This is a genomic window from Vibrio aerogenes (genome assembly GCF_024346755.1).
GTDB lineage: Bacteria > Pseudomonadota > Gammaproteobacteria > Enterobacterales > Vibrionaceae > Vibrio > Vibrio aerogenes.
Genome location: NZ_AP024861.1, coordinates 2,479,811 through 2,502,296, shown reverse-complemented (window position 1 = coordinate 2,502,296; position 22,486 = coordinate 2,479,811). Strand labels below are relative to the sequence as shown.

Annotated in this window: 28 protein-coding genes; 26 read left to right on the top strand and 2 right to left on the bottom strand. The window is 48.4% G+C overall.

Annotated features, from left to right (window positions below; translation table 11 throughout):
* The first annotated feature begins 94 nt into the window (after positions 1–94).
* Entirely contained in the window at positions 95–2,038 is a 1,944-nt protein-coding gene (locus tag OCV29_RS11135) for an AsmA family protein (RefSeq protein WP_073605332.1), read from the top strand.
* 171 nt (positions 2,039–2,209) lie between these two features.
* On the opposite strand, the gene cobO is transcribed toward OCV29_RS11135, so the two are convergent.
* The gene (cobO, locus tag OCV29_RS11130) at positions 2,210–2,809 is read right to left on the bottom strand and encodes a cob(I)yrinic acid a,c-diamide adenosyltransferase (RefSeq protein ID WP_073605333.1); all 600 of its coding nucleotides are present in this window, start codon (positions 2,807–2,809) and stop codon (positions 2,210–2,212) included.
* 781 nt (positions 2,810–3,590) lie between these two features.
* Positions 3,591–4,328, bottom strand: a complete 738-nt coding sequence (locus OCV29_RS11125) for an XRE family transcriptional regulator (RefSeq protein WP_306345610.1) — start codon at positions 4,326–4,328, stop codon at positions 3,591–3,593.
* 102 nt (positions 4,329–4,430) lie between these two features.
* On the opposite strand from OCV29_RS11125, the gene OCV29_RS11120 reads away from it, so the two are divergent.
* The 25 genes from OCV29_RS11120 (at position 4,431) to OCV29_RS11000 (ending at position 22,485) form a co-directional block, all read left to right on the top strand.
* Positions 4,431–4,709, top strand: coding sequence for a helix-turn-helix transcriptional regulator (locus tag OCV29_RS11120; RefSeq protein WP_073605334.1), 279 nt, complete (start codon positions 4,431–4,433; stop codon positions 4,707–4,709).
* Positions 4,710–4,863: 154 nt separating this feature from the next.
* Positions 4,864–5,667, top strand: coding sequence for a helix-turn-helix domain-containing protein (locus OCV29_RS11115; protein WP_073605335.1), 804 nt, complete (start codon positions 4,864–4,866; stop codon positions 5,665–5,667).
* A complete protein-coding gene (locus OCV29_RS11110) occupies positions 5,667–6,392 on the top strand; it encodes a replication protein P (protein ID WP_073605336.1) in 726 nt (241 codons plus the stop codon). Before OCV29_RS11115 ends, OCV29_RS11110 begins: the two co-directional genes overlap by 1 nt.
* On the top strand, positions 6,382–6,597 hold the full coding sequence (locus OCV29_RS11105; protein WP_073605337.1) for a hypothetical protein: 216 nt from the start codon (positions 6,382–6,384) through the stop codon (positions 6,595–6,597). The genes OCV29_RS11110 and OCV29_RS11105 overlap by 11 nt, the downstream gene beginning before the upstream one ends.
* Positions 6,598–6,828: 231 nt before the next feature.
* Positions 6,829–7,515 (top strand): hypothetical protein, encoded by a 687-nt coding sequence (locus OCV29_RS11100; RefSeq protein ID WP_073605338.1) that lies wholly within the window; start codon positions 6,829–6,831, stop codon positions 7,513–7,515.
* A gap of 106 nt (positions 7,516–7,621) precedes the next feature.
* A complete protein-coding gene (locus tag OCV29_RS11095; protein WP_139281672.1) occupies positions 7,622–7,843 on the top strand; it encodes a hypothetical protein in 222 nt (73 codons plus the stop codon).
* Positions 7,767–8,324: a transglycosylase SLT domain-containing protein gene (locus OCV29_RS11090; protein WP_084193468.1), complete on the top strand. Its 558-nt coding sequence runs from the start codon at positions 7,767–7,769 to the stop codon at positions 8,322–8,324. Before OCV29_RS11095 ends, OCV29_RS11090 begins: the two co-directional genes overlap by 77 nt.
* A gap of 17 nt (positions 8,325–8,341) precedes the next feature.
* The gene (locus OCV29_RS11085) at positions 8,342–8,743 is read left to right on the top strand and encodes a hypothetical protein (protein ID WP_139281673.1); all 402 of its coding nucleotides are present in this window, start codon (positions 8,342–8,344) and stop codon (positions 8,741–8,743) included.
* Positions 8,727–8,930: an Rz1-like lysis system protein LysC gene (gene lysC, locus OCV29_RS11080; RefSeq protein ID WP_139281674.1), complete on the top strand. Its 204-nt coding sequence runs from the start codon at positions 8,727–8,729 to the stop codon at positions 8,928–8,930. Before OCV29_RS11085 ends, lysC begins: the two co-directional genes overlap by 17 nt.
* Positions 8,900–9,136 carry a hypothetical protein gene (locus tag OCV29_RS11075; RefSeq protein ID WP_073605340.1) on the top strand — a complete coding sequence of 79 codons (237 nt, stop codon included), beginning with the start codon at positions 8,900–8,902 and terminating at the stop codon, positions 9,134–9,136. The genes lysC and OCV29_RS11075 overlap by 31 nt, the downstream gene beginning before the upstream one ends.
* Before the next feature lie 83 nt (positions 9,137–9,219).
* Positions 9,220–9,762: a hypothetical protein gene (locus tag OCV29_RS11070; RefSeq protein ID WP_073605341.1), complete on the top strand. Its 543-nt coding sequence runs from the start codon at positions 9,220–9,222 to the stop codon at positions 9,760–9,762.
* Positions 9,740–10,342, top strand: a complete 603-nt coding sequence (locus OCV29_RS11065; RefSeq protein WP_073605342.1) for a phage baseplate assembly protein V — start codon at positions 9,740–9,742, stop codon at positions 10,340–10,342. Before OCV29_RS11070 ends, OCV29_RS11065 begins: the two co-directional genes overlap by 23 nt.
* Position 10,343: 1 nt before the next feature.
* Positions 10,344–10,529, top strand: coding sequence for a hypothetical protein (locus OCV29_RS11060; protein ID WP_073605343.1), 186 nt, complete (start codon positions 10,344–10,346; stop codon positions 10,527–10,529).
* Positions 10,530–10,536: 7 nt separating this feature from the next.
* A complete protein-coding gene (locus tag OCV29_RS11055) occupies positions 10,537–10,878 on the top strand; it encodes a GPW/gp25 family protein (protein WP_073605344.1) in 342 nt (113 codons plus the stop codon).
* Entirely contained in the window at positions 10,875–11,720 is an 846-nt protein-coding gene (locus OCV29_RS11050) for a baseplate assembly protein (protein WP_073605345.1), read from the top strand. The genes OCV29_RS11055 and OCV29_RS11050 overlap by 4 nt, the downstream gene beginning before the upstream one ends.
* Positions 11,720–12,880 carry a phage tail protein gene (locus tag OCV29_RS11045; RefSeq protein ID WP_073605346.1) on the top strand — a complete coding sequence of 387 codons (1,161 nt, stop codon included), beginning with the start codon at positions 11,720–11,722 and terminating at the stop codon, positions 12,878–12,880. Before OCV29_RS11050 ends, OCV29_RS11045 begins: the two co-directional genes overlap by 1 nt.
* Positions 12,881–13,015: 135 nt before the next feature.
* Positions 13,016–13,498, top strand: coding sequence for a hypothetical protein (locus tag OCV29_RS11040; protein ID WP_073605347.1), 483 nt, complete (start codon positions 13,016–13,018; stop codon positions 13,496–13,498).
* 11 nt (positions 13,499–13,509) lie between these two features.
* Positions 13,510–15,576: a DUF4815 domain-containing protein gene (locus OCV29_RS11035; RefSeq protein WP_073605348.1), complete on the top strand. Its 2,067-nt coding sequence runs from the start codon at positions 13,510–13,512 to the stop codon at positions 15,574–15,576.
* Positions 15,573–16,766: a hypothetical protein gene (locus OCV29_RS11030; protein WP_073605349.1), complete on the top strand. Its 1,194-nt coding sequence runs from the start codon at positions 15,573–15,575 to the stop codon at positions 16,764–16,766. Before OCV29_RS11035 ends, OCV29_RS11030 begins: the two co-directional genes overlap by 4 nt.
* Positions 16,767–16,779: 13 nt before the next feature.
* The gene (locus OCV29_RS11025) at positions 16,780–16,968 is read left to right on the top strand and encodes a restriction endonuclease subunit S domain-containing protein (protein WP_073605350.1); all 189 of its coding nucleotides are present in this window, start codon (positions 16,780–16,782) and stop codon (positions 16,966–16,968) included.
* 77 nt (positions 16,969–17,045) lie between these two features.
* The gene (locus tag OCV29_RS11020) at positions 17,046–18,425 is read left to right on the top strand and encodes a hypothetical protein (protein WP_073605351.1); all 1,380 of its coding nucleotides are present in this window, start codon (positions 17,046–17,048) and stop codon (positions 18,423–18,425) included.
* Positions 18,426–18,442: 17 nt separating this feature from the next.
* The gene (locus tag OCV29_RS11015; RefSeq protein WP_073605352.1) at positions 18,443–18,994 is read left to right on the top strand and encodes a hypothetical protein; all 552 of its coding nucleotides are present in this window, start codon (positions 18,443–18,445) and stop codon (positions 18,992–18,994) included.
* Positions 18,995–19,060: 66 nt separating this feature from the next.
* On the top strand, positions 19,061–20,467 hold the full coding sequence (locus OCV29_RS11010; RefSeq protein WP_073605353.1) for a hypothetical protein: 1,407 nt from the start codon (positions 19,061–19,063) through the stop codon (positions 20,465–20,467).
* A gap of 17 nt (positions 20,468–20,484) precedes the next feature.
* Positions 20,485–21,054: a hypothetical protein gene (locus OCV29_RS11005; protein WP_073605354.1), complete on the top strand. Its 570-nt coding sequence runs from the start codon at positions 20,485–20,487 to the stop codon at positions 21,052–21,054.
* A gap of 255 nt (positions 21,055–21,309) precedes the next feature.
* Positions 21,310–22,485 carry a phage tail sheath protein gene (locus OCV29_RS11000; protein WP_073605355.1) on the top strand — a complete coding sequence of 392 codons (1,176 nt, stop codon included), beginning with the start codon at positions 21,310–21,312 and terminating at the stop codon, positions 22,483–22,485.
* The last annotated feature ends 1 nt before the right edge of the window (position 22,486 follow it).

Genomic DNA, 22,486 nt, shown 5'->3' with positions numbered 1-22,486 from the left:
TATGCTACTTTGACAAGCCTGAGTGACCTGAGAATGCAGGTGTTAAGGCATGAGGTGGCTCAGGTAAATTTTATGTACCGGAGGCTGAAGAATAATGAAAAAACTGCTTTATGTGATTGTGGGGCTGCTTGTCGTTGTTATCGGGGCGATGATATTGCTGGTGACGCTGGTTGACCCGAATCAGTACAAGCCGCTGATTGTTGAGCAGACGAAGCGGGCAACCGGCTTAGACCTTGTGGTAACGGGTGATCTGAAATGGCAGTTTTTCCCGTCAGTCGGTCTTCATGTCGGGCAGGTTGCACTGAAGAATCCACCGGGATTTGAGCGTGATAACCTGCTGGAAGTCAAAGAAGCGGCTGCGGATGTCTCGGTGATGCCGCTGTTCAGCCAGCAACTACATATCGGCCAGATCCGCCTTGACGGGATGCGGCTGGATATCGAAACCCGCAAAGATGGTGTCTCGAATCTTGATTCACTGAAGAAAAACAAGGTGTCAGAGCCGCAATCCAAACCGGCCACGCAGGCACCAGCAGTGGCATCCTCATCGTCATCTGATACGGCAGGTGAGTCGTCTGGCCACGGCTGGCAGGTGACAGTCGCGGGTATTGCAGTGACCCATGCTCACGCAGAAATCCGCGATGCGGCGGCCGGAAAACAGACAATTCTCAGTGATTTAAACCTGAATATTTCTGAGTTTTTACCGGGTCAGTGGACCGGGTTTGAGCTCTCTGGTCAGGGCCGGCAGGACTCACGCTCTTTCTCGGTGCAGGGGCTGGGCAATTTTCAGCTGGCAGCAGATTATGGGAAATTCAGTCTCAAAGATCTGGATCTGCAGGCCAGCGTGAATGGGGAGTCATTGCCGCTGAATCCGCTCAAGATCGCGCTTAAAGGTCAGATGGACATGGATTTGGTAGCGAAAGTGATCCAGCTGACAGGGCTGGATCTGAAGTTCAATGATGTGCAAATTGACGGTCAATCCACGATTACCCTGAACAAACCGATGCCTCAGGTGCGCTTCAGCCTGCATAGTCCGGATATTGATCTGGACCGCCTGTTACCGGCTTCTGCCGCGAAATCACCGGCAAATCCGGATGCTCAGGTAAATCAAAGTCTTCAATCAAATAAAAATGTTCAGTCAACTCAAGCCGCACAGACGGTATCTTCACAGGAGCCGGATTTAACCGGGCTGAAAACACTGGACGTGTCCGGAGATCTCCGGATAGACCGGCTGAAGGTGAAGCAGGTCGTCCTGACTGATGTGGCGCTGAAAACTTCCGTTCAGCAAGGGATTGCCCGTTTGATCGTGACTGATGCCGGGCTTTATCAGGGAAAAATAAAAGCAGATATTCAGCTGAATGGTCGCCAGGTACCGGCGACCTATCAGGTGAATCAGCAAATGACCGGCGTGCAAATTCAGCCGCTGTTGAAGGCGCTGGCGGAGAATGATCAGTTTGAAGGTACAGGCACAGTGAAAGTTAACGTGGCCGGAAAAGGATTGAGCGGGACGCGGCTGAAGAAAAACTTGTATGGGACGGTTCGGGTTGAGCTGGCCGATGGTGCGATCAACGGGATTAATATTGCTCAGCTGATTCGTCGTGGCTATGCCAAAATAAAAGGTCGCTCACTGCCGGACAATGCCGTGCAGAAAACCGACTTTAGTGCACTCAGCGGCACATTTAATCTGAAGCAGGGGATTGCAGCAACCCGTGATTTATCCATGATGTCGCCATTACTGCGTGTGCATGGCGAAGGGCAGGTGAACTATCTGAATCAGAGCCAGGATATGCTGGTGCGGACATCGTTTGTCGGATCGTTACAGGGACAAGGGGGCAAGGATATCGATGAATTGCGCGATATCACAATACCGCTGAAGGTAACCGGCAACTGGCAGAAGCCACATTATAAAGTTGTTTTTGATGATGTGCTGAAACAAAAAGCGAAGAAGGAACTGAACCGTGGCCTGAAAAAGCTGGATGAAAAAATCAAAGATGAGAAAACGCGCGAAGCGGTGAACAATCTTCTCAAAAAATTGTTCTAATCTCGTTTTGTGTTTTCACCCGGCTTTTTCTGGTCAACAGACCAAAATGGTCAATATGTGCCTGACCGGGGCTTCTGCCGGTCAGGCACATTCATTGTCTGTCGGTTTATCTGTCCCGGATTTGATACGAATCGCATCCGGTTTCTGATCAGACCATCAGTGACATGGGGATTACCAGTCCACGCCCCGCTGTGCTTTAATGCCAGCTTCGAAGGCATGTTTAACATTTTTGACTTCAGAGACGGTGTCTGCGGCTGCAATTAATTCACGGTGTGCGGCCCGGCCGGTGATGATAACCGTCTGCATGGCCGGACGGCGGCTCAATGCCTCCAGAACCTCGTCCAGTTCGATATATCCATAGGTAATCATGTAAGTCAGTTCATCGAGTAAGACCAGATTTAAAGACTCATCCTGCAGCATCTGCAAACAGTGTTGCCACACACCCTGAGCGGCTATCGTATCGGTTTCTTTATTCTGGGTTTCCCAGGTAAATCCGGTCGCCATGACATGAAACTGAACGCCATGCTGTTCAAGCAGGTTGCGCTCGCCATTGTCCCAGTTGCCTTTGATGAACTGGGCAACACCACATTTTAGCCCGTGACCAACGGCTCTGGCGACCGTACCGAAGCCAGACGTTGTTTTTCCTTTACCGTTACCGGTGATGACCAGCAAAATACCTTTTTCTTCCTGTGCGGCTTCGATGCGGCTGTCCACTTTCTCTTTGACCCGTTGCTGGCGTGCCTGGTAACGGTTTTTCTTATCTTCTGTCATGTCAATACGGTCCTGGTTTTTATCAGTAGAGGATGAATATTTCAGGTTTTGTCGGCTTTGCTTCTGCCTGCTCTTATCATAGTGTAAGAAGCACACAGTAAAAATACCTAAAAGATTAAGGCTTTAAGCTCAGAGTTGGTTTGAGGCACATGGGTGATTTTTGTGACCGCGTCACATATGTAACGTTCATCGGATGAAGAATGAAGACGAAACTTATCCGTCTCTGTCTTTGTACAGATTGTAAATCCAGTAAACAAGCAGAAATAATCCGCACAGGCCAAGGTAAAGCGCCAGCATTTTCATAAATATCTCCTCAGATAAACACGCCTTTGATAATAGACATGCAAATATGCTCATTGTTTCATTTTAAGCGACATGATTCATTTTCAGCTATGATCTTTTGGTCTATTTCTGCCGCAAATGAATGAATGTTCCTCTTGATTTCGAACACGCCCCGGGCTTTGACCAATGACTGCATGCCGTATTTGTGTACACGAAAAGTGAATGCCTGAAGGGGTAATTATACACTATTTGTGTTTTTATTTCCAATCACAAAATGTGTTTATATGGCTGAATCCAGCATCTGAATCTGGTCTGGGGATATACAATTTGTGGTTGCAGCCTGATTGATGTGACCGGTGAGAAAGCGCCAGGAACCGCCATCGTATTGAATGTATGGCGGTGACAGGGTTTTTGGTGATTCAGGAATGTGAGTGGTTTCTTGTATACCCACACAACCTGAACACAGCACCTTCAGGTCATTTGGGTATCCGGTGAAGATTTATAAAAGCACGGAATACCAGAAAACACGGCCGATGATGGTGATTTTCTGGTCAATGACTTGCTGTTCTTCATATTCTCTTGGCGGATATTCAATTTCATTGAAGCTGTAAATTCTTAAACCGCCGCCGGGAAGTTTATACAATCGCTTAATAAACAAATCGCCATTGTGGTTAATCGCGTATATTTTTCCGTCTACCAGCTTCCGGTTGCCGCAATCAATGCCAACCGTTGAGCCATCAGGAAGGACAGGCTCCATACTGTCTCCCTTCACGGAAACACAGACCGCATTTTCCGGTGCAACGTTATAGCGCCTGAGGGTTGATTTAGCAAAACGCAGACGAAAACCGTTGTCCTGTTCCTGATCACACATTAAACCATTACCGGCTGATAAGTTGATTTCAGACAAAAAGGCGATAGAGACTTCATCCTCGGATAAAGGCGTCTGGCTATCCCAGGCCTGCATATTTCCCAGCACTTCCGCATTGCCTTCTTTATGCTGCGGTTCAGGCGACTGAGGGGCAATATCATCAAAGAACAGCTGGTGAGCTTTGACATGAAGTGCCGTGGCAATGATTTCTGCATCATCAAGATCAATACTCCGGACACCGGCTTCGTAGTTACCGATACGCGATGCTCCCCAGCCACATTTTTCGGCGAGGGCGCGTTGACTTAATCCTGCTGCTTCACGGAATCGTTTTAGTCGCGATCCGACTTCTTTCTTTTTAGTCATACTCATAATGTTCCGAATCTAACACGATCTGTGTGTGAAGTATAGACACTTTTTGTGTTTACATGCAAACACGTTTTGTGTATATTGCTCACCAACAAGGAGAAAACAATGAATAAAATTGCAAAGTACCGACGTCAGGCAAAGGTAAGTCAGGCCATTCTGGCAAAAGCGGTTGGCGTGATGCCATCCACAATCGGCAATTATGAGTCAGGCATTCGCAATATCAGTCTGACCATGTGCTGGAAAATTGTCGGCGCATTTAAACGCTGGGGAATTTATTGCTCACTGGAAGATGTGTTTCCGGAACCTCAGCCAAAGCATTCTGTTTTCACAGAGATGGCCGGTCAGGCTATCGAACATGAGTCGGCTTCAGGCAGCGGCCACTGACTGAAGCCATGTGATCAATCTTGCGAGGAAAAATCACTAACCACAAGGAGTGGCCAGTGACAAGAATAACACTACAAGCAAAACAAGAGAACCGTTCTGATTTGGTTTTCCAAACAATTAAAGCTGTATGTCAACGTCAGAAAAAGGGGAAAAGATGTCTGTCAAAGTAATGAGTTATGTATGGGATATTCAGGTATTCAGAGGATCCGACAAGCTGGTGATGCTGTGTCTGGCTGATCATGCCGATGACAGCGGTTTTTGCTGGCCGTCCATTGATACGATTGCCCGGAAGTCGGGTGTATCGGCGACGACTGTCAAAACCACCCTGAAAAAACTGGAAACGGCGGGCTGGCTTACCCGGAAAAACCAGTTCAGAAAAGCTGACAGTGGCAAGCTGGTACGGGCAAGTAACCAATATCAGCTGCCGGTGATGCGGTTGAGAAAAATGGTCAATGATCAACTGGACAATGAACAGGCGAATTTCGACTGTTCAAATCCGGACCAGACCAAACAACTGGCCGGGGTTAGTCAGATCCCGGCCAGGGGTAGGGCGGAATCCGGCGATAAACCATCAAGGGATCCATTAAATGATCCATCAAATGATCAAATAACAACGCGCAGACAGCCACTGGACTTTTCAGTGTTTGGGGAGATTTCTGAGCAGCAGGTGAAAGATATTTTGCGTATTCGTAAAACCAATGCAGGTAAAGCACCGGTGACACAGAAAGTGTTGAGCATGCTGGCAAAAGAGTTTGCCCTTGCCGGACAGCAGTCAGGACTGAGTTTGCAGGATTGTCTGGATGAGTGGGAATACCGTGGCTGGCGGAGTTTTAAAGCGTTGTGGCTGCAAAACTCAGTGTCTCAGGTGCCGGGCCGCAAAGCACCTCTGCGCGCAGAGCAGCCGGATTTTCATAGTGGCGATACCAGCTGGGCAGACGGGCTGGTTTTGGGAGTCTGATGATGAGAAATATCGCTGAACTGGCACAACAGGTTCGTCAGACTGAAATTACAGGGACTTACGACCAGCCTCAGGCGGGACAGTCTCAGCAGTCCAATACCAGACAGCCGGTGGTTTCCACACAGACGGCCCGGTTGGTCAATCATATTTTTACGGAGTTGCAGGTGATCTTTCCTGCCTGGCGGGTGGCTTTCCCGGATAAATCGTCACTCAATAATGCCAAACGGACCTGGACGATTGCCCTGTTTGAAAGCCGGATCTATCACACCCGGCAGATTGAACTGGGCTTGCAGAAGGCGCGTCAGTCTGGATCCCCGCATGTTCCGAGTGTGGGGCAGTTTATCCGCTGGTGTGTGCCGACCTGTGAAGCGCTGAATTTGCCAACGGCAGAACAGGCCTTTGCGATGATTGGTGATTTTCGCTACGAAGAAACCAGACAGCATTTACCGATGGTGGTACAGGCTGCATTTCATCAGATTGGTCACTGGGATTTAACCCATCTGAGTCAGCAAAAGCTGTTTCCGGTCTTCCAGTCCCATTACGACGGGTTGATCCGCAAGGTCGCCATCGGGGAGGACATCAGTCAGCTGTGTCCGGTGCTGCTGCCTGAACCGGGGGAAAGAACGCTGACACTTGAAGAGAAAGAACGCCGCAGAAAAGCGGGATTATCAAAAATTCAACAATTAAAACAACAATATTTTGGAGGAAACGTCCATGGCAACTGAAAAAGATCTACACCAACTGATGACTGCCCGGCCGCGGGTCTGGTCACCGGCTGAATTATGTGAAGCACTCAATGTTCATATCGTCGAACTGGTTCGTCTGGTCGCGAAAGCGAGAAAGAAAGGGGTGCAAATCAGAGTCGAACAAGGCGAGCACACCGCGAATACCAGTAAAATTTTACTTGATGAGATTGGATTGCCGGCATGACAGAACTTTTACAACCAGACTGGGGATTCTGGCTGGGTATCACATGCTGTATGGCACTCTTCTGGATCACTCATTTTTCAGAATAAATTAAGAATATCTTTTAATCATTGAACAACAAAAATCATGTGCGCATCGTTTTCCGGCCAGAAAACGGTTTGGGTGCTCTATGATTTGAAATAAAAATACTGTATATAATTACAGTATTGTGATGAAATTTGCGAGGAAACAAATATGGGATTAGTCACAAACTTTGAGCGTTGGGAATTACCATTTGCATTAGGCAGAGCCACAGAAGGTGTCCGCGGGAAGAGCAATGACGCCGGTGTGAATACCGGCCGGAGTCACGGCGCTTCAGATATAGAAATTGGTGCGAAGCTGGATAGCGGGAAAATACTGGCTGCTGTTGACCGGATGGCTGAAAAGGCGCCACATCTGGCGGACTGGAGTTTGTTTGCTTATGCGGCACCGATGTGGAATGCGGCCCGTAATAAAGAGCGGTTGTTTGAGCATGTGCTGAATGACTGGGTGATTGCTGAATCAGAAAAGGGTAAGCTCATCCAACACCGGACATTCAAGCGCATCAAAGCATTAATCGAAGTGATCGCCGGTGCACTGGCACTGGAACAGTCCCGTGGTGCCGGTGTCGAAGTGATTGACGGCGAAGTGCGTTATAAGCCGGTATCCACTAAAGCATTTTTGATTCATGTCCTGGTTGATGTGGACTGTGAAGAAAAAGAAGAAGACAGTGATGCATTCCGGAATAAACGGAAGCGTTATTATCAGAATCACTGGGCTGACTGGGCAGCGCATGTTGAAACGCTGAGAACCCTGTTGATGAATTATGATTTGACGGCGAGAAAAATTTTTAAAAAAGAGCTTGCAAATAAAAACGGGGCAATATATACTTCGTATCACTAGGTTGGTAAATTACGCCTAGGACATAAAAACCGCCGCTCAGGCGGTTTTTTTATACCTGAAATTCCGATGATTCATCTTTCACTGAATCTTAATCAAGGCAAACATCATGACAGACATTAACTTTGTCGCTGTGTTTGGTTTCCTGATCTCACTGTTCCGCTCATTTGTTGTAGTGGCTTTAGCGTGGTTCACACTACGTTGGCTGGACTACCGGATGGGATTTGTTTTCAAAACATGGTGGAGTGAACTCGATGGCCATTCGAAAGCGATTTATTTATCTGCTCGCTGTTTTGCTGTCTTCCTCGCCTTCAGTATTTGCATGGCATAATCAATACGACTGGCAAATCCGTAAGGCGGCCCGGCACTATTTACCGGTTGTTCCCTGGAAGCTCTATAAAGCACAATTGATTCAGGAGTCGGCATTAAACCCGCAGGCTGTCAGCCCGGTCGGGGCTGCCGGGCTGGCGCAGTTTATGCCCGGCACCTGGCATCAAATCTCACAGGAACTGGACTTATCCGGAAAACGCACAGACCCGTCACTGGCCATTCCGGCTGGTGCTTATTATATGGCGAAGTTACGCCGGGTCTGGAAATGGCCGCGGCCCGAAGAGGACAGGCACAACTTAGCATTAGCCTGCTATAACGCAGGATGTGGCAATATTCTCAAAGCCCAAAAGCTTTGTGGTAATCCTTCACGCTACAAGCCGATCATGGCTTGTTTACCTTTCGTGACAGGCAAATACGCCACTGAAACGATTAACTACGCGCCGCGAATCCGGCGTATCTACCAACGTTTAACTTATCAATAATCCACAGAATGGAATGAATGATGAACCGCATCATGATTGGTATTGTTGTCAGCATACTTATGGCAGGTTTGTTTGGCTGGCAACGCTTCGCCATTCATTCTCTGGAATCCAAACTCATGCTGGCAAACCGTAAAGCCGAGTTTTTGAGAAACAACCGGGACGAGTTAGCACTCGAACTGAAAGACTCAGAAGCGTCGAAACAGGCACTGGCAAGAGAATTGAAACAACAGGAAGCCGTACTGGCACGCCGGGATGCTGCGATTACCCGCAGCCGTAAAGAGCTGGCGGAGCTGTCGGAACAACTGCGAGGGCTGAGAAAAACTGATGAAGAATATAAATTGTGGTCTGACGCTCATGTCCCTGATGCTGTTATCCGGCTGCTCCGCAACACCCGAGCCAAGGGTGATCGTCAAGACTGAATATCAAAAACAAGTGATTCCGGTATTTCTGATCCGGGATACTGCTGTTCCTAATATTCCGCAGCAAGGTGCGACAAATGCACAGCTGGTGGAGTATATGGCCAGCATGGAAAACGCACTCAACAACTGTAACATCGATAAAAAGAGTATTCGCCAATGGCAGAACCACACTCAACCACCACCATAGTCAGCAATACGGCTGCAACCGTTGCGATTACCAGCGGTGTGACACAAAGCTCTTTTGCTCAGTCGCTGCTGAGTGCGTCGTTTGAGCAGGTCTTGAGCGGGCATTTTCACTGGCAGTTGTCTGATGTGGTCACACTGGCTTGCTCTGCCATTGTGATGAGTAACTTTGTACTCACCCGGCTGGAGAAACGGCGGTCAGTCAACTGACCGGTGCCAAAGCGATTCAACAATTTCAATGGTAAGCCTTTTCGGCTGCTGAATTTTCTACTCATACCAGACAGATCAAGCTTATGACTCAAACAACACTGACGGAAGTGCATCAGGGGATTGTCGATCGCCTGAAAGATGCATTTACCGGAATAACTGTGGAAACGTATTCGCCGACGACTGATTTTGCGGCCAAAGCGCCCGCCCTGTTGGTGGAGCTGAATTCCTTTCCGCTGGCAAAAGATGCCGGTGATTATCGTTATCCGGCGGATTGCTGTTTCACGATTCACTGTGTGACGAAAAAAGATCAGCCATTGGTTGAATTATGGGAGATGGCCGCTTCTGTTGCGCAACTGATTTACAGCAACGGTTTCTGGGTCAGTGGTGGCGTGATGGAACGGCCGCATACGCTTAAAGCCCATGCAGATAAACCCAGATATCAGGATCAGGTTGATTATGAATCCCGTGTGGTGAGCTGGCGGCAGACGATTTATCTGGGTGAGCCAAAACCGGTGAAAGAGGGCATTGTGGTCAAAGAAGCCTATCTGGGCTATGCACCGGGAAGAGAAACACCCCCAATCGAATCATATATGAGGATGAGAGATGGAGAGTTACCGGATTTCTGAGCTGGAGCGTCAGCTGCATGGCCTGATTCGTCTCTGTACCGTGACTGAGCTGGGCGATAACGGGCAGGTGAAGGTGCAGGATGGTGAGCTCAACAGTACCTGGCTGGACAGAGCGGTTGACCGTGCTGGTGATAACCGCTCGTGGCACCCGCTGGATGTTGGCGAACAGGTGGTGGTCTTATGTCCGTCGGGTGACCTGACGCTGGGTATCATTATTGCCAGCCTGTATCAGGAGAAACATCCGGCACCCAGCAGTAACAAAGAATTAGAATCCAAAGTCTTTAAAGATGGTTCTGTGATCAGCTATGACCGGAACGCGCACCAGTATCTGATTGATATCAAAGGTGCTGATGCGACGGTAGACGTGGTTTCAGCCGGAACACTGAACATAAAAACCAGCAAAAATATTCAGGTGCAGACGTCGGCCGATGCCAAAGTTTCTGCACAGGGTCATGTCAATGTTTCCGCTTCGAAGATTGCTTTGAACGGTGGCTCGCCTTGTGTCACGACTGCACACATTTGTCATTTTACCGGGAAACCACATGGTGATGGTTCCCGGACAGTTACAGCGGGGAAATAACATGGCACTTAATGCTGATTTGCTTGAACAATTAATTGTCGAGAACTTAGACAATGCAGGTTTTAACACCAGTAATACGCATTCACAAGTGACAGAACTGGCCGACGCCATTGCCAAAGCCATCGTGTTACATATTCAGGAAAATGCGGTTGTGATTGTTGACTCTGTGCCTTACCCCGTCAGGTAGGTGCATCATGAAGGGAATGAATGCACAAACCGGCCGGACATTATCCGGCCCTGATCATGTTCGTCAGTCCATCATTACCATTCTGACTACGCCTGTTGGCAGCAGGGTTCTCCGGCGTGATTTTGGGTCTGACTTATTTAACCTGATTGATCATCCAACCAATGAAGCCTGGTTTCTGGATGTTTATGCCGCCACGCTGGAAGCGCTGGAGAAATGGGAACCCCGGTTTCGTCTGAAAGATTTAACGGCTGAACGGGGCGATGCAGGAAAGATTAATCTTTATATTGATGGTGAAATGCTGATCAATGGTCAGTCGATCACCATGGATGGGATACAGGTAACGATATGAGTGAAATTAACCAGACGCTGAACCTGCCTGATCCGGATATTATTGAACAGCTTGATGCTGAGCAACTTATCGAAGCCCGGCGGCAGAAGCTGATTGAGCTGAACCCTGATTATCAGGATGTGCTTGCGCTGGAAAGTGAGCCGCTGAATATCAATATTGAAGCGGAAGCTTACCGGGAAGCATTACTCCGGCTGCGGATCAATGAAAGCGTTAAAGCCAACTTACTCGCCTTTGCAACTGGCGGTGATCTCGATCATTTAGGCGATTTTTACGGATTGCCCCGTGCAGATGGTGAAGATGATGAAAGCTATCGTCAGCGCATCCGGGAGCGGACCAAAGCGTCGAGTACCGCAGGCAGTATCGCCCATTACCGGAGCCGTGCAATTGAAGCGGCGCCGCTGGCTATTCGTGATGTGCGTATTGACTCACCGGAAGGTGGATTGGTCCGGGTTTCGGTTCTGGTTCGTCATGGTTTCGATTTGGATGAAACGCTGGCAAAGGTTGAACAGGCGGTAAATTCTGACGAGGTCAGAGTGCTGACTGATACCGTGAATGTGGTGTCCGCCGAGACGATTCAGGTGCCGGTTGCGGCGACCATTGTATTGCAGAATACCACGCCGGAAGCGGTGATTGATGAGCTGAAATCAGGGCTGGTGAAACAGTGGGAACAGCAGGCTGGTCTTGGCTGGGATGTGACGCCCAGCTGGATTAGTGCGCAGCTGCAAAAAAGTGGTGTGTATGAAGTCAATATCCTTGAACCGACACAAGTGATTCAGGTTGGAGCAAACCAGCATGCTGTGATTGAAAAACTGGATATCAGCCTGAACGGCAGGGGGTATTGATGACACTGTTACCCGTAAATGCATCCAGGCTCCAGTATGATCTCGAAACGGCGAACCGGCTTCATCACGATGTCAATCTGGCGGTTCAGCAGCTGAAAACATTTAAGCAGGAACCGGCAGATAACCTGCTGTACTGGCTGATCTGGGAATACGGTCTTGAAGACGTCCTGCTTTATGTGCCTGACTTGAGGAAAGTGATCAAAGAAGGCTTGATCTGGCAGCGTTTACGGGGAACCCCGGAAAGCCTGAAAATTGCACTGGGCTGGATTGGGATGGATAACATTACCATCGAAGAAAACAGTCCCGGCCGTCATTTTTATGAATATCAGGTCGATCCCGGCAAAATCCCCACGCAGGAAGAACGCGCCCGTTTGTTTGGTGTCGCTGCGCTTTCTGCGCCGGTCCGCTCCCGCTTATCCAGGATGTATCATGGCTATGATGTCCGGACGCTGATTTTGTCTGAAGGTCATTTCGGACAATTGTTGTCAGATTATTCGGGGGTCGACCATCAGGGAACCAAACTCTCTTTCCGCCGCGATTATCAAAGTGAACTCGCGATAGGACAACCGGGGATTGAAAGCAGTCATTTCCGGACCGTGGTTGACAATGCAACCTACGAAGACCGGCCATTGCTCAGCTACATGCATCTGGATGATAAATTTGATTTTGGCATTTATGTCCATCATGGGCGCCTGGTGTCTGAAGGTCTGTTTTATGATGCACAACCGGTGATTCAAGACCAGCATCGCTTCTCTCAGGCGGCGATGGTGTTGTCAGACAGTGAAGCCTTGGGCAGCTTGCATTCCTTATTGGGTGCACGCCGGCAGATTGAAGTAGGCGGCACGATTATGCTGTCAGAAGATAAGCTGGATGATGCCTGGAGATTTGAATGGCAGCCGGTGCACACACTGCAGCTGGAAAATCATCCGGGTGAATTGAATGCAACCTTGCCAGTCACCGCCAGTGTTGCTGAGAACCGCCTGGAAAATGTATGTCTGAGCACTGACTTCAGCATTGAACAGGGCCGGACACGGATTACGTTAAAAACACCAGAGTTATCTGGCATGAGCTGGATTGGACGCTGGGATCAACGGACCTGGTCCAATGCCGGATATGTGCTTGTTGGTGTGAATTACAGTCATGAAAATAAATCAGATTAATATGAGTGGTGTGAATGTTTTTGAACCAAACAAATGAAACCAACCGCCATCCGGCGGTTTTTTTATGCCGGTCATTCGCTTCCATCCGGTCAATCCTGACCTGTATTTAAGATGAAACCATAGGAGTAAATTACAGTGGCCATTTTAACTAAATCAGGCCGGACTGCGATTGCACAGTCAATTGCAGCTCAGCCTGTATTCATGGCATGGGGACGCGGTGAATCCGCGTGGGAAGAAACCCCGCCATCAGAACCGGTAACCAGTACGGCACTTGTTGATACCGTCGGCTTCCGGAAATCATCCCGGGTTTTATTTTGTGAACCGGATCCGGACGGAGAAATTGTTGTGACCTCTGGCCGGTTCAAACTCTCGGATACACCAACCAATCACCTGTTCTGTGAATTCCGTTTCGATTTTGAAGACGCACAGGGTGAAACGCTGCGCGAAGTTGGTGTGATGGTGGGAACTACGCCGAAGGCTGATACCCCGGCCGGACAGTTTTATTTCAAACCGGAAGAACTGGACAAAGACGGCACTTTGTTATTGCTGGAATACCGGAAACCGCTGTACCGCGATATCGGTGTCCGTGAAACCTTTGAATTTGTGATTACGTTCTGATGGGAGCGAACATGCAAGATAAGAATGAACGATTAAATCCGGCAGATTACCTGCAGGATTATTATGGGCGCTTTGACGCGGATGATGGTTACGAGAAACTATTATTCCGGGCCGGGAAGGGCCTGCAGTCTGCAGAGCTGAATGACATGCAGGCGCAAGTGTTTAGCCATGTCCAGGGCGTGGCAGACGCGATTTTAAAAGATGGCGATGTGGTTTCCGGTGGTGAAATCATCGTCGGAGAAGACGGCAAGGTGACGCTGGGTGCAGCCAAGATCTATCTCCGTGGTCAGGTTCGCACCCTGCAACCAGCAACATTAACCATTCCGGTCGATCAGATTCTGGATATTGGCGCCCGGTTCACTGAAACTGTAGTGACGGAGCTCGAAGCCCCCGCATTGCGAGACCCGGCACAAGGCACACATAACTACGGTGAAGCCGGTTCAGCGCGATTGAAAGTCACCTGTACCTGGGGTTTAGCGGCTGACAGCAATGAAGGCAACTTCTACCCGGTATATAAAGTGGATAATGGTGCACTGGTTGTCAACACCACACCGCCGCAACTCGATAGCGTGAATGTGGCGCTGGCACGCTATGACCGTGAATCCAACGGTGGTAACTATGTCGTGGATGGAATGTATGCTTCCTACCGGACCGAGGAAGATCTCGGTGATGCCGGTAAGAAACAGGTCTTCAGTATTGCGGAAGGGAAAGCGCATATTCTCGGATATGAGATCGAATACCCAACAGCGATCCGAAAAACCTTCCCGGTTGATCCGGATTTGCAGACCATAGAATCTGAACCGCATATTTTTTCACCTGACCCGGAAGGCAAAATGCGGATTAACACCGCGCTGAGCCCTATTTACAGCATTGATAAAGTCTATGGAACGGTTGAAATTTCTGAAACTGTGAAACATGGAACAACAGTCGGGGTGAGAGATGCATTAGGCAACACTTCCGTACTGAAAGTAATATCAGTAAAACAAGGGGATACGGTATATACCCAAGGAAAACCAACCGATACCTCGGGTGATTTTGCCTTGTTAGGTAATCAAATTGACTGGAGCCGCCCAGGCTCTGAGCCAGCTACAGGTTCGACCTATACTGTTGTCTATCAATATGAAAAATCTATTCCTGTAACGGCTGATGATACAGGTTTTACTGTGAGTGGTCTGGTGTCTGATTCCCTTGTCAGGGTTAATTATCAGTGGAAAATGCCGCGGATTGATGCATTGACTTTGGATCGTTCAGGCACAATTCTCCGGGTGAAGGGAATTCCAAATGCCTACACGCCCTCTGCACCAGCGATTCCGGATAATCAGCTGCTGTTGGCTCATGTGACACAGAATTGGACGACAGCTACAGATACGAATACGGATGTTTCGGTGACTGATCAGGCTGTCCGGTCAGTGTCCATGGCAAAATTAGGCGACATGCAGTCACAAATTGACGATTTATATCAATTATTGGCACTTGAACGCTTACGTAACAATGCAACGGCAGAAGAGTCCGCATCGAAATACGGTGTATTTGTTGACCCTTTCCTTGATGATGATTTAAGGGATCAGGGCGAATCACAGACTGCAGCCATTATTGATGGCGAGCTGATTCTGCCAGTTGACAATGTCAATGTATTTGACTTCGTACTGCCAGAAAGTCAGTCAGCTCTGACACTGGACTATGAATTAGAGCCGGTTATCGAGCAAATCATACAAACCGGTCAGATGAAAGTGAACCCATATCAGGCATTTGAACCAATTCCGGCGAAAGCGAAGCTGACGCCAAGTGTCGATTACTGGGTTGAAAAGAAATATATATGGAAGAGTTCCGTTTCCCGCTGGGTTTATCTGTCCAGATTCTGGCGCAATGGCTGGGGTTGGAGATGGTACCGGGGCCGGTGGTTTGGTGGCTGGAGAAATGGTTGGACGTCCTCATATACCCAGGTCTTATCCGATGAAAAAGTTAGTAGCCAATATTTGAGACAACGCTATGTCCGGTTCGAACTCTCTGGGTTTGGGCCGGGAGAAGAACTTGAGCATGTCTATTTTGACGGGGCGGCAATTGGAGTATTGAAATGATAAAGGCAGACAGTAACGGTAAAGTTACAGGCAGATTTTATATCCCGGCTAATGTGCCAGTCGGGACTAAGCTGGTTGAATTTAAAGGAAAAGGTGGTAGTTCAGCCAGTGCCACATACACTGGCTCCGGCACAATTGAATACAAAACGCTGCGCAGAGTTTATAACTACTACACTTATCGCGTTGATCCACTGGCACAAACGTTTACCCTGAGTACTGCCCGTCATATAGGTGGTGTTGACCTCTGGTTCAAAAATAAGGGGCCGGAAGAAGTCCGGGTACAAATTCGTGAAACAGCAACCGGATTACCGACTCAGACAGTCGTTGCTGAATCTATTATGAGCAGCGATGACATTCTGACAAACGGTAGTGCAACACGATTTACATTTACGCCGGTGTATCTGGATGCTGATCAGGAATATGCCATTGTGGTATTGACTGATGGCGCTGACCACGAAGTGGCTATTTCCGAATTAGGCAAATTTGATAAAGTCAATCAGAGCTGGGTCACCAGCCAGCCTTATCAGGTCGGTGTTTTGCTCTCGTCCAGTAACGCGAGTACCTGGACGTCACATCAGAATAAAGATCTGACTTTTCGTTTATTAGGTGCGAGATTCACCGAAACAGACAAAACCGTTGAGCTGGGAGAATTTGATGTCACTAATATGACGGAATTTAAAGCTATTTCTGTGGTTGAACGTCCGGCAAGTGATACTGATCTTTCTCTGAATATGACAGATACAAATGGTGTGACTTACCAATTGCTTGAAGGCGAGTCAATGAGTCTGGCATCTGAACAAACCGGAAAAATTAAATTACAGGCAAAACTATCGGGTACCGCGTTGCGCAGCCCGGTGCTGTATGAAAATGTCCAGGCCGTGACAGCAACGGTTCAGCAAACAGCAGACTATATTTCACGCGCGATTCCCGGCGGTACGGATGTCAAAGCGATTGTCACCTTTGAAGCCTTACTTACCGGGGATGCTGACGTGGACACTTACATTGAAGTCAATGGTGAATGGCAAAAGGTTGACTTGCATGCCACAAGCGCGGCAGATGATGGTTTTCAGGCACATCAGTATATTTTGGAAGGTGTCACCAGCCCGACGATTCGCACCAAACTGGTGCTGAAAGGCAATGCTGCAAACCGGCCAAGAGTCCGCTCTCTGCGGATGATCACCACCAAATAAACTGAGGTGAGCAATGCAAGACTCACGCACCCCGCACCGGAATTATCCGGTGCCAGTGCCGGACAATTTTTTGCAGGATGACGTTGGGCGGATCGCTCAGGCCATCACCGACGTCGATGCCGATGTTGACCAGCACCAACAGCAACTTCACAAGCTTAAGCACCGTGTGAGACGCCTGCGTCTCGATGCGCTGCTGGGTTAATTCTTTTTTCTTTTCAATGGATATCCGGGACGGCTGAGGCGATTGCTTCAGCTGTGACGGGTACATCAGAGGAAATTATGTCAACTATTTCAAATGCCGTGCAGGTCATGGTCGATAATCTGGTGGCTAAAATGGCCAGCAATACACCGTTGACGCCGGAAGAGCAATCGATGGTGGCAGAATCGGTTGCGCTTTTGTCAAAAAGTACCACGCTGGAAACGGCACTGATCGCCGTCGCCGAAAAACATCTCGATACCGCAACATCCGCACTGGATAGCGCTAAAGTCTCATTGCAGGAGAATGCCGATTATCTCAAACTGCTGCCGCAGATTAATGAGATTAAAACTTCGTTTGGCAACATTAAAACCGGGCTGGATAATACCTTAGGGAATTTCCCGGCAGTCATGCGGGAAGGCGCACCAGCAACGCCAGCACTGGCGTTTAACTGGAACGGAGCGGAGATTGCCACGCTGACAAATGCCTCTAATTCTGCAAATACTTCACTACTGGAATCATCACCTGTGACTGTGACGTCTTTGTTTGATGATGCTGAAAAGTGTTTTTATGTTTACGCTGGTTTTGGCAACGGAACAAAGTATTACAGCAAAGATTTTGCTGTAAAAGTCGATGCCAAAGGCAATATCACCAGTGCGAATGCCGGATCGAAGCGTATTTCTGCCAGTTCCTCTGAATACTTTCTGCTAATCAAAACAATTCGGGGTGTGCAGTTGGCTAAAATGACCAATACTGCACTGACGTTTTTTGGTGTGATGCCTTCGCTGGCAGAAGAATCAGCGAGCATCCCGCTCACCGGCGGAAAAATTTATCAGGAGCCGGATACATTAAGCTTTTGGAGTTATTCTCAGGGGCACGCGCAACATACGACCTGGGATGCGCAAGCACAAGTTTATCTGACTAAACCAGATACCAGTAAAGACTTTCTGAATGAAGGGGTGTTTAACCAATGGGCCGGAGAACAAGGTTATACCCAGTTCACGGTGAGTTATGGGAGTCATGGGAGCTCTTCAACCCACTTAGGTGCTCTTAATCAATCGTCCGTCTACGGGTTCTCAAGGCCACTGTTCCATAAACACATGACTTTAATGAATGGGCAGTATCAATTTAACCAGTTAAGCATTACATCCGGAGAAGCCATTTCTTTTGGGGTAGGGAATAGTAATGTAATAAATATTGGTGCAGGTTCTTCTACCAAATTTAATTATCCGAGGGCACATATTGCGCAGTGCAGTAGTCATTATCTGGATAGTGCCAGCGGTGCTTATATGTCGTTTTCTGGTCAAATAGGACCAGCTCAAGGTTTGAATGGCACTACAATGGTCGATATTTATTTGCCAGCACTGATTGCTGTTTCACCATATCACCGGGTGGCCTTTTTATCCCTTGGGAGTAGAAATGGGTCATCTTGCAACCAAAAAACCGTCGTCCGGGCATTCTAATCAGGAGGAAATAATCAATGACAACTGGAACATGGCATCCTGAAGTCAACGGGATTGATATTGGTGGCGGTTATCTGGTCGCAAGCCCGGAAACACTGCAACCGTGGAAAAATGAAGCCGAAGCGCTCGCCTGGTGGGAAACTGCCGAAGAGAACCCGGCTAACCAACCCGAGCCGGTGGCTGATACAACAGAAGAAACCGCTGAAGCGGAAGATACCCGCAAAGCTATCACAGTCACTGAAATAAACGGCACCGTGCGCAAGCCGGAAGATATTGCTGTGCAGGATGTGGTGCGGATTACAGCGGTGGAAGACACAGATATCACTTTAAAAGGTACGCTGGATATTGATGATGAAGCCTTTATTGTGCCTTTTCGTCAGGATGGCGGACCTTTGGTATATTTCAATGCGCAGGTGAAGGATGGCGAGTTTTCGGCCACGCTGAATTTCCGCGATTCGGGCCGCTATGAAGTCAACACCGATCTGCTCAACGCAGAGCTGGCAACGCCACGCTTTACTTCCAAACCGTTGGTGGTTTACGTGATGCGTCAAACGGCGTCTGTCAGTTAATTTTCATATCTACGATGAACGGCTGAATCTATACATTCAGCGGTGATAGAGGTATTCAAAGATATTATGTCAACTATTTCAAATGCCGTACAGGTCATGGTCGATGATCTGGTGGCTAAAATGGCCAGCGATGCGCCATTGACCGCAGAAGAGCAATCCATGGTGGCTGAAGCCATTGCGCTGTTATCGAAAAGCACCAAGCTGGAAACGGCACTGATCGCCGTCGCCGAAAAACATCTCGGTACCGCAACATCCGCACTGGATAGCGCCAAAGTCTCATTGCAGGAGAATGCCGATTATCTCAAGCTGCTGCCGCAGATTAATGAGATTAAAACTTCGTTTGGCAACATTAAAACCGGGCTGGATAATACCTTAGGGAATCTCCCGGCAGTCATGCGGGAAGGGGCACCGGCAACGCCAGCACTGGCGTTTAACTGGAACGGAGCTGATTTGTTTTATTTGACTAAGGGCGGCAGAACAGATACTAAAGGCATAAGCCAGTCATTGCCTCAAACTGTAGTTTCATTGTTTGATGACGATGAAAAGTGTTTCTATGCTTATATCGGTTTTGGTTCAGGTACGGATTACTTGAGTCATGATTGCACAGTAAAAGTTGATGCTCAGGGTAATCGCTCCGGTATTAAAGCAACTAAGAAACGAATCTCCGGAAATGCCAGTGAGTCTTTTCAATTCATGAAAACATATGCTGGTGTTCGATTAGCGAAGATGACCTCAACCTCACTGAAATTTTTTGATGTGATGCCTTTACTGACTCTTGCTGACGGGAGCATCCCTCTTTCTGGTGGACGTATATATCAGGAGCCGGATACACTGAATTTCTGGAGTTATTCTCAGGGTCATGCTCAGCATACGGTCTGGGATGATGAAGCTAAACAGTATCTGACAAAACCTGATACCGATAAGAATTTTCTGGTAGAAGCGAATTTTAATGATTGGGCTGAACAGCAAAACTTTATTCTTTTCTTGCAGGGAGGTGGATGCAGCGGAAAATCTGGTCAGGAGTCATTGAAATCAGCACCTCATGGTGGAAGTGAAGAGCCTTTTTCCTCAAATTACATTTCTGACGCATGTCACCGAATCTTGATAAATAATCGATATGTTTCAGGTAAAGTTGGAAGCACAACGGCAGAAGTAATTGCCTGGGGGCCCAGTAATAATAGTTTTTATTCTAATACTGACGGAAGTACCCGGCCTTTTCCGGCTCCACATGTGTTTCAGTGTAGTGCCTATTACGAGGATTCACAAAATACAAGGTGTTTATCATTTAATAGCCAGTTCGGAGCGGCTCAAAGGTTATATGGTAATAAATCATCGATGAGGCCAATTTATACGCCTGTTCTTGTTGCCGTATCCCCTTATCATCGCTTAGCAATACTGTCTTTAGGGAATTGTAATTATTACACTAGTACTACCAGTTATTACTCACAAAAAACCGTCGTCCGGGCATTTTAATCAGGAGGTAATTTCTAATGACAACAGGTACATGGAATCCTGAATTCAACGGGATTGATATTGGTGGCGGTTATCTGGTCGCGATTCCGGAAACTTTGCAACCGTGGAAAAACGAAGCCGAAGCGCTTGCCTGGTGGGAAACCGCCGAAGAGAACCCGGCCAACCAACCCGAGCCGGTGGCTGATACAACAGAACAAACCGCTGAAGCGGAAGATACCCGCCAAGCCATCACAGTCACTGAAATAAACGGCACCGTGCGCAAGCCGGAAGATATTGCTGCGCAGGATGTGGTGCGGATTACGGTGATGGAAGACACGGACATGACTTTAAAAGGCACGCTGGATACTGACGATGAAGTTTTTATTGTGCCTTTTCGTCAGGAGAGTGGGAACATCGTGTATTTCAATGCACAGGTGAAGGATGGTGAGTTCTCGGCCACGCTGAATTTTCGCGACTCGGGCCGCTATGAAGTCAACACCGATCTGCTCAACGCAGAGCTGGCAACGCCACGCTTTACCTCCAAACCGCTGGTGGTTTACGTGATGCGAAACACCACGGCTTCTGATACGACCGCTTCAGACAGTTAATTCCACCGCTTCCTTCTTGAGCGCATCACTCAGTATCAATACGATTCAGAGACCCACAAACTCACACAGGTTGACGTGGTTTTCCGTGGCAGTTGCGAGACCACCACACTGACTTACGACAACGACACATTAACCGGGCTGACCACGAAGACAGAAACCGTTTCCGTCAGTTAGTCCTTCCTTAATCTATTTAATCCATCGGGGCTCCTCATCTGAGGCGCCCTTTTTTGCATAAACCGAGAGAGTAATATCGATATGGCAGAAAACTATATGCACGGCGCTGAGGTCGTGGAAATTGATGATGGTTCCCGTCCGATTACTACTGTAAAAAGTGGCGTAATTGGTGTTGTGGGAACGGCACCGGATGCGGACCCAGCTAAGTTTCCGCTGAATAAACCCGTCCTGATTGCAGCGAGCCGCCGTGAGGCTGCCAAGCTCGGAGCGAGAGGGACACTTCCTCAGGCGATTGACGGTATTTTTGACCAGACAGGTGCCGTGGTGGTGGTGGTTCGCGTAGAAGAAGTCATGACAGATGGCTACGTGGATCAGGCGAAGACGATGTCGAACATCGCAAGTGATACTGTCGATGAGACAGGTCATTATCAGGGCATTGCAGCACTATTGAGTGCTAATCAGGTGGTGAAAGTCCAGCCCCGTATTTTAATTGCGCCAGGATATTCCTGCCATAAAGCCGTCGGGGATAAATTAGCTGAAGTCGCTGAGAAGCTGCGCGGTTATGCAATTCTGGATGGCCCGAATACCACCGATGAAGCAGCGAAGGCTTATCGCGGACTTTACAATAAGCGCCGTTGTGAAGTGGTTGACCCATGGTATACCGTCTGGGATACAACGACCAGTACACAAGTGATTCAGCCACCATCAGCACGCCATGCCGGTGTGATGTCGCGTGTACACAATACGCTGGGCTTCTGGTGGTCGAACTCCAATCAGACGATTAACGGCATTCAGGGCCTGTGTCGTCCGGTTGATTTTAAACTCGACGATCCGAACTGTCGTGCGAACCTGCTGAATGCGAAGCAGGTTACGACGACGATTCAGCATAACGGCTTCCGTATCTGGGGTGACCGGACTTGTGCTGATGATGCCAAATGGGCATTTAAAAACGTCGTGATTACCAACGACATGATTTCAGACAGCCTGATTAAAAACCACTTCTGGGCGATGGACCGTAACATCACCGCCACTTATGTTGAAGATGTGACTGAAGGTGTGAACAACTACCTGCGCCATCTGAAATATATCGGTGCGATTGCCGGTGGCGAATGCTGGGTGGATCCGGAGCTCAATAGCGCAGATCAGATTCAGGCCGGTAAAATTTATTTTGACTTTGACTTCAGCGCCTATGCGCCAGCGGAACATATTACATTCCGCAGCCACATGGTAAATGGTTACTTAACGGAGATTTTATAAT

Coding starts and splice junctions, on each gene's coding strand:
- OCV29_RS11135 (WP_073605332.1), top strand. CDS start 95: ATGAAAAAACTGCTTTATGTGATTGTGGGGCTGCTTGTCGTTGTTATC.
- cobO (WP_073605333.1), bottom strand. CDS start 2,809: ATGACAGAAGATAAGAAAAACCGTTACCAGGCACGCCAGCAACGGGTC.
- OCV29_RS11125 (WP_306345610.1), bottom strand. CDS start 4,328: ATGAGTATGACTAAAAAGAAAGAAGTCGGATCGCGACTAAAACGATTC.
- OCV29_RS11120 (WP_073605334.1), top strand. CDS start 4,431: ATGAATAAAATTGCAAAGTACCGACGTCAGGCAAAGGTAAGTCAGGCC.
- OCV29_RS11115 (WP_073605335.1), top strand. CDS start 4,864: ATGTCTGTCAAAGTAATGAGTTATGTATGGGATATTCAGGTATTCAGA.
- OCV29_RS11110 (WP_073605336.1), top strand. CDS start 5,667: ATGATGAGAAATATCGCTGAACTGGCACAACAGGTTCGTCAGACTGAA.
- OCV29_RS11105 (WP_073605337.1), top strand. CDS start 6,382: ATGGCAACTGAAAAAGATCTACACCAACTGATGACTGCCCGGCCGCGG.
- OCV29_RS11100 (WP_073605338.1), top strand. CDS start 6,829: ATGGGATTAGTCACAAACTTTGAGCGTTGGGAATTACCATTTGCATTA.
- OCV29_RS11095 (WP_139281672.1), top strand. CDS start 7,622: ATGACAGACATTAACTTTGTCGCTGTGTTTGGTTTCCTGATCTCACTG.
- OCV29_RS11090 (WP_084193468.1), top strand. CDS start 7,767: ATGGCCATTCGAAAGCGATTTATTTATCTGCTCGCTGTTTTGCTGTCT.
- OCV29_RS11085 (WP_139281673.1), top strand. CDS start 8,342: ATGATGAACCGCATCATGATTGGTATTGTTGTCAGCATACTTATGGCA.
- OCV29_RS11075 (WP_073605340.1), top strand. CDS start 8,900: ATGGCAGAACCACACTCAACCACCACCATAGTCAGCAATACGGCTGCA.
- OCV29_RS11070 (WP_073605341.1), top strand. CDS start 9,220: ATGACTCAAACAACACTGACGGAAGTGCATCAGGGGATTGTCGATCGC.
- OCV29_RS11065 (WP_073605342.1), top strand. CDS start 9,740: ATGGAGAGTTACCGGATTTCTGAGCTGGAGCGTCAGCTGCATGGCCTG.
- OCV29_RS11060 (WP_073605343.1), top strand. CDS start 10,344: ATGGCACTTAATGCTGATTTGCTTGAACAATTAATTGTCGAGAACTTA.
- OCV29_RS11055 (WP_073605344.1), top strand. CDS start 10,537: ATGAAGGGAATGAATGCACAAACCGGCCGGACATTATCCGGCCCTGAT.
- OCV29_RS11050 (WP_073605345.1), top strand. CDS start 10,875: ATGAGTGAAATTAACCAGACGCTGAACCTGCCTGATCCGGATATTATT.
- OCV29_RS11045 (WP_073605346.1), top strand. CDS start 11,720: ATGACACTGTTACCCGTAAATGCATCCAGGCTCCAGTATGATCTCGAA.
- OCV29_RS11035 (WP_073605348.1), top strand. CDS start 13,510: ATGCAAGATAAGAATGAACGATTAAATCCGGCAGATTACCTGCAGGAT.
- OCV29_RS11030 (WP_073605349.1), top strand. CDS start 15,573: ATGATAAAGGCAGACAGTAACGGTAAAGTTACAGGCAGATTTTATATC.
- OCV29_RS11025 (WP_073605350.1), top strand. CDS start 16,780: ATGCAAGACTCACGCACCCCGCACCGGAATTATCCGGTGCCAGTGCCG.
- OCV29_RS11020 (WP_073605351.1), top strand. CDS start 17,046: ATGTCAACTATTTCAAATGCCGTGCAGGTCATGGTCGATAATCTGGTG.
- OCV29_RS11015 (WP_073605352.1), top strand. CDS start 18,443: ATGACAACTGGAACATGGCATCCTGAAGTCAACGGGATTGATATTGGT.
- OCV29_RS11010 (WP_073605353.1), top strand. CDS start 19,061: ATGTCAACTATTTCAAATGCCGTACAGGTCATGGTCGATGATCTGGTG.
- OCV29_RS11005 (WP_073605354.1), top strand. CDS start 20,485: ATGACAACAGGTACATGGAATCCTGAATTCAACGGGATTGATATTGGT.
- OCV29_RS11000 (WP_073605355.1), top strand. CDS start 21,310: ATGGCAGAAAACTATATGCACGGCGCTGAGGTCGTGGAAATTGATGAT.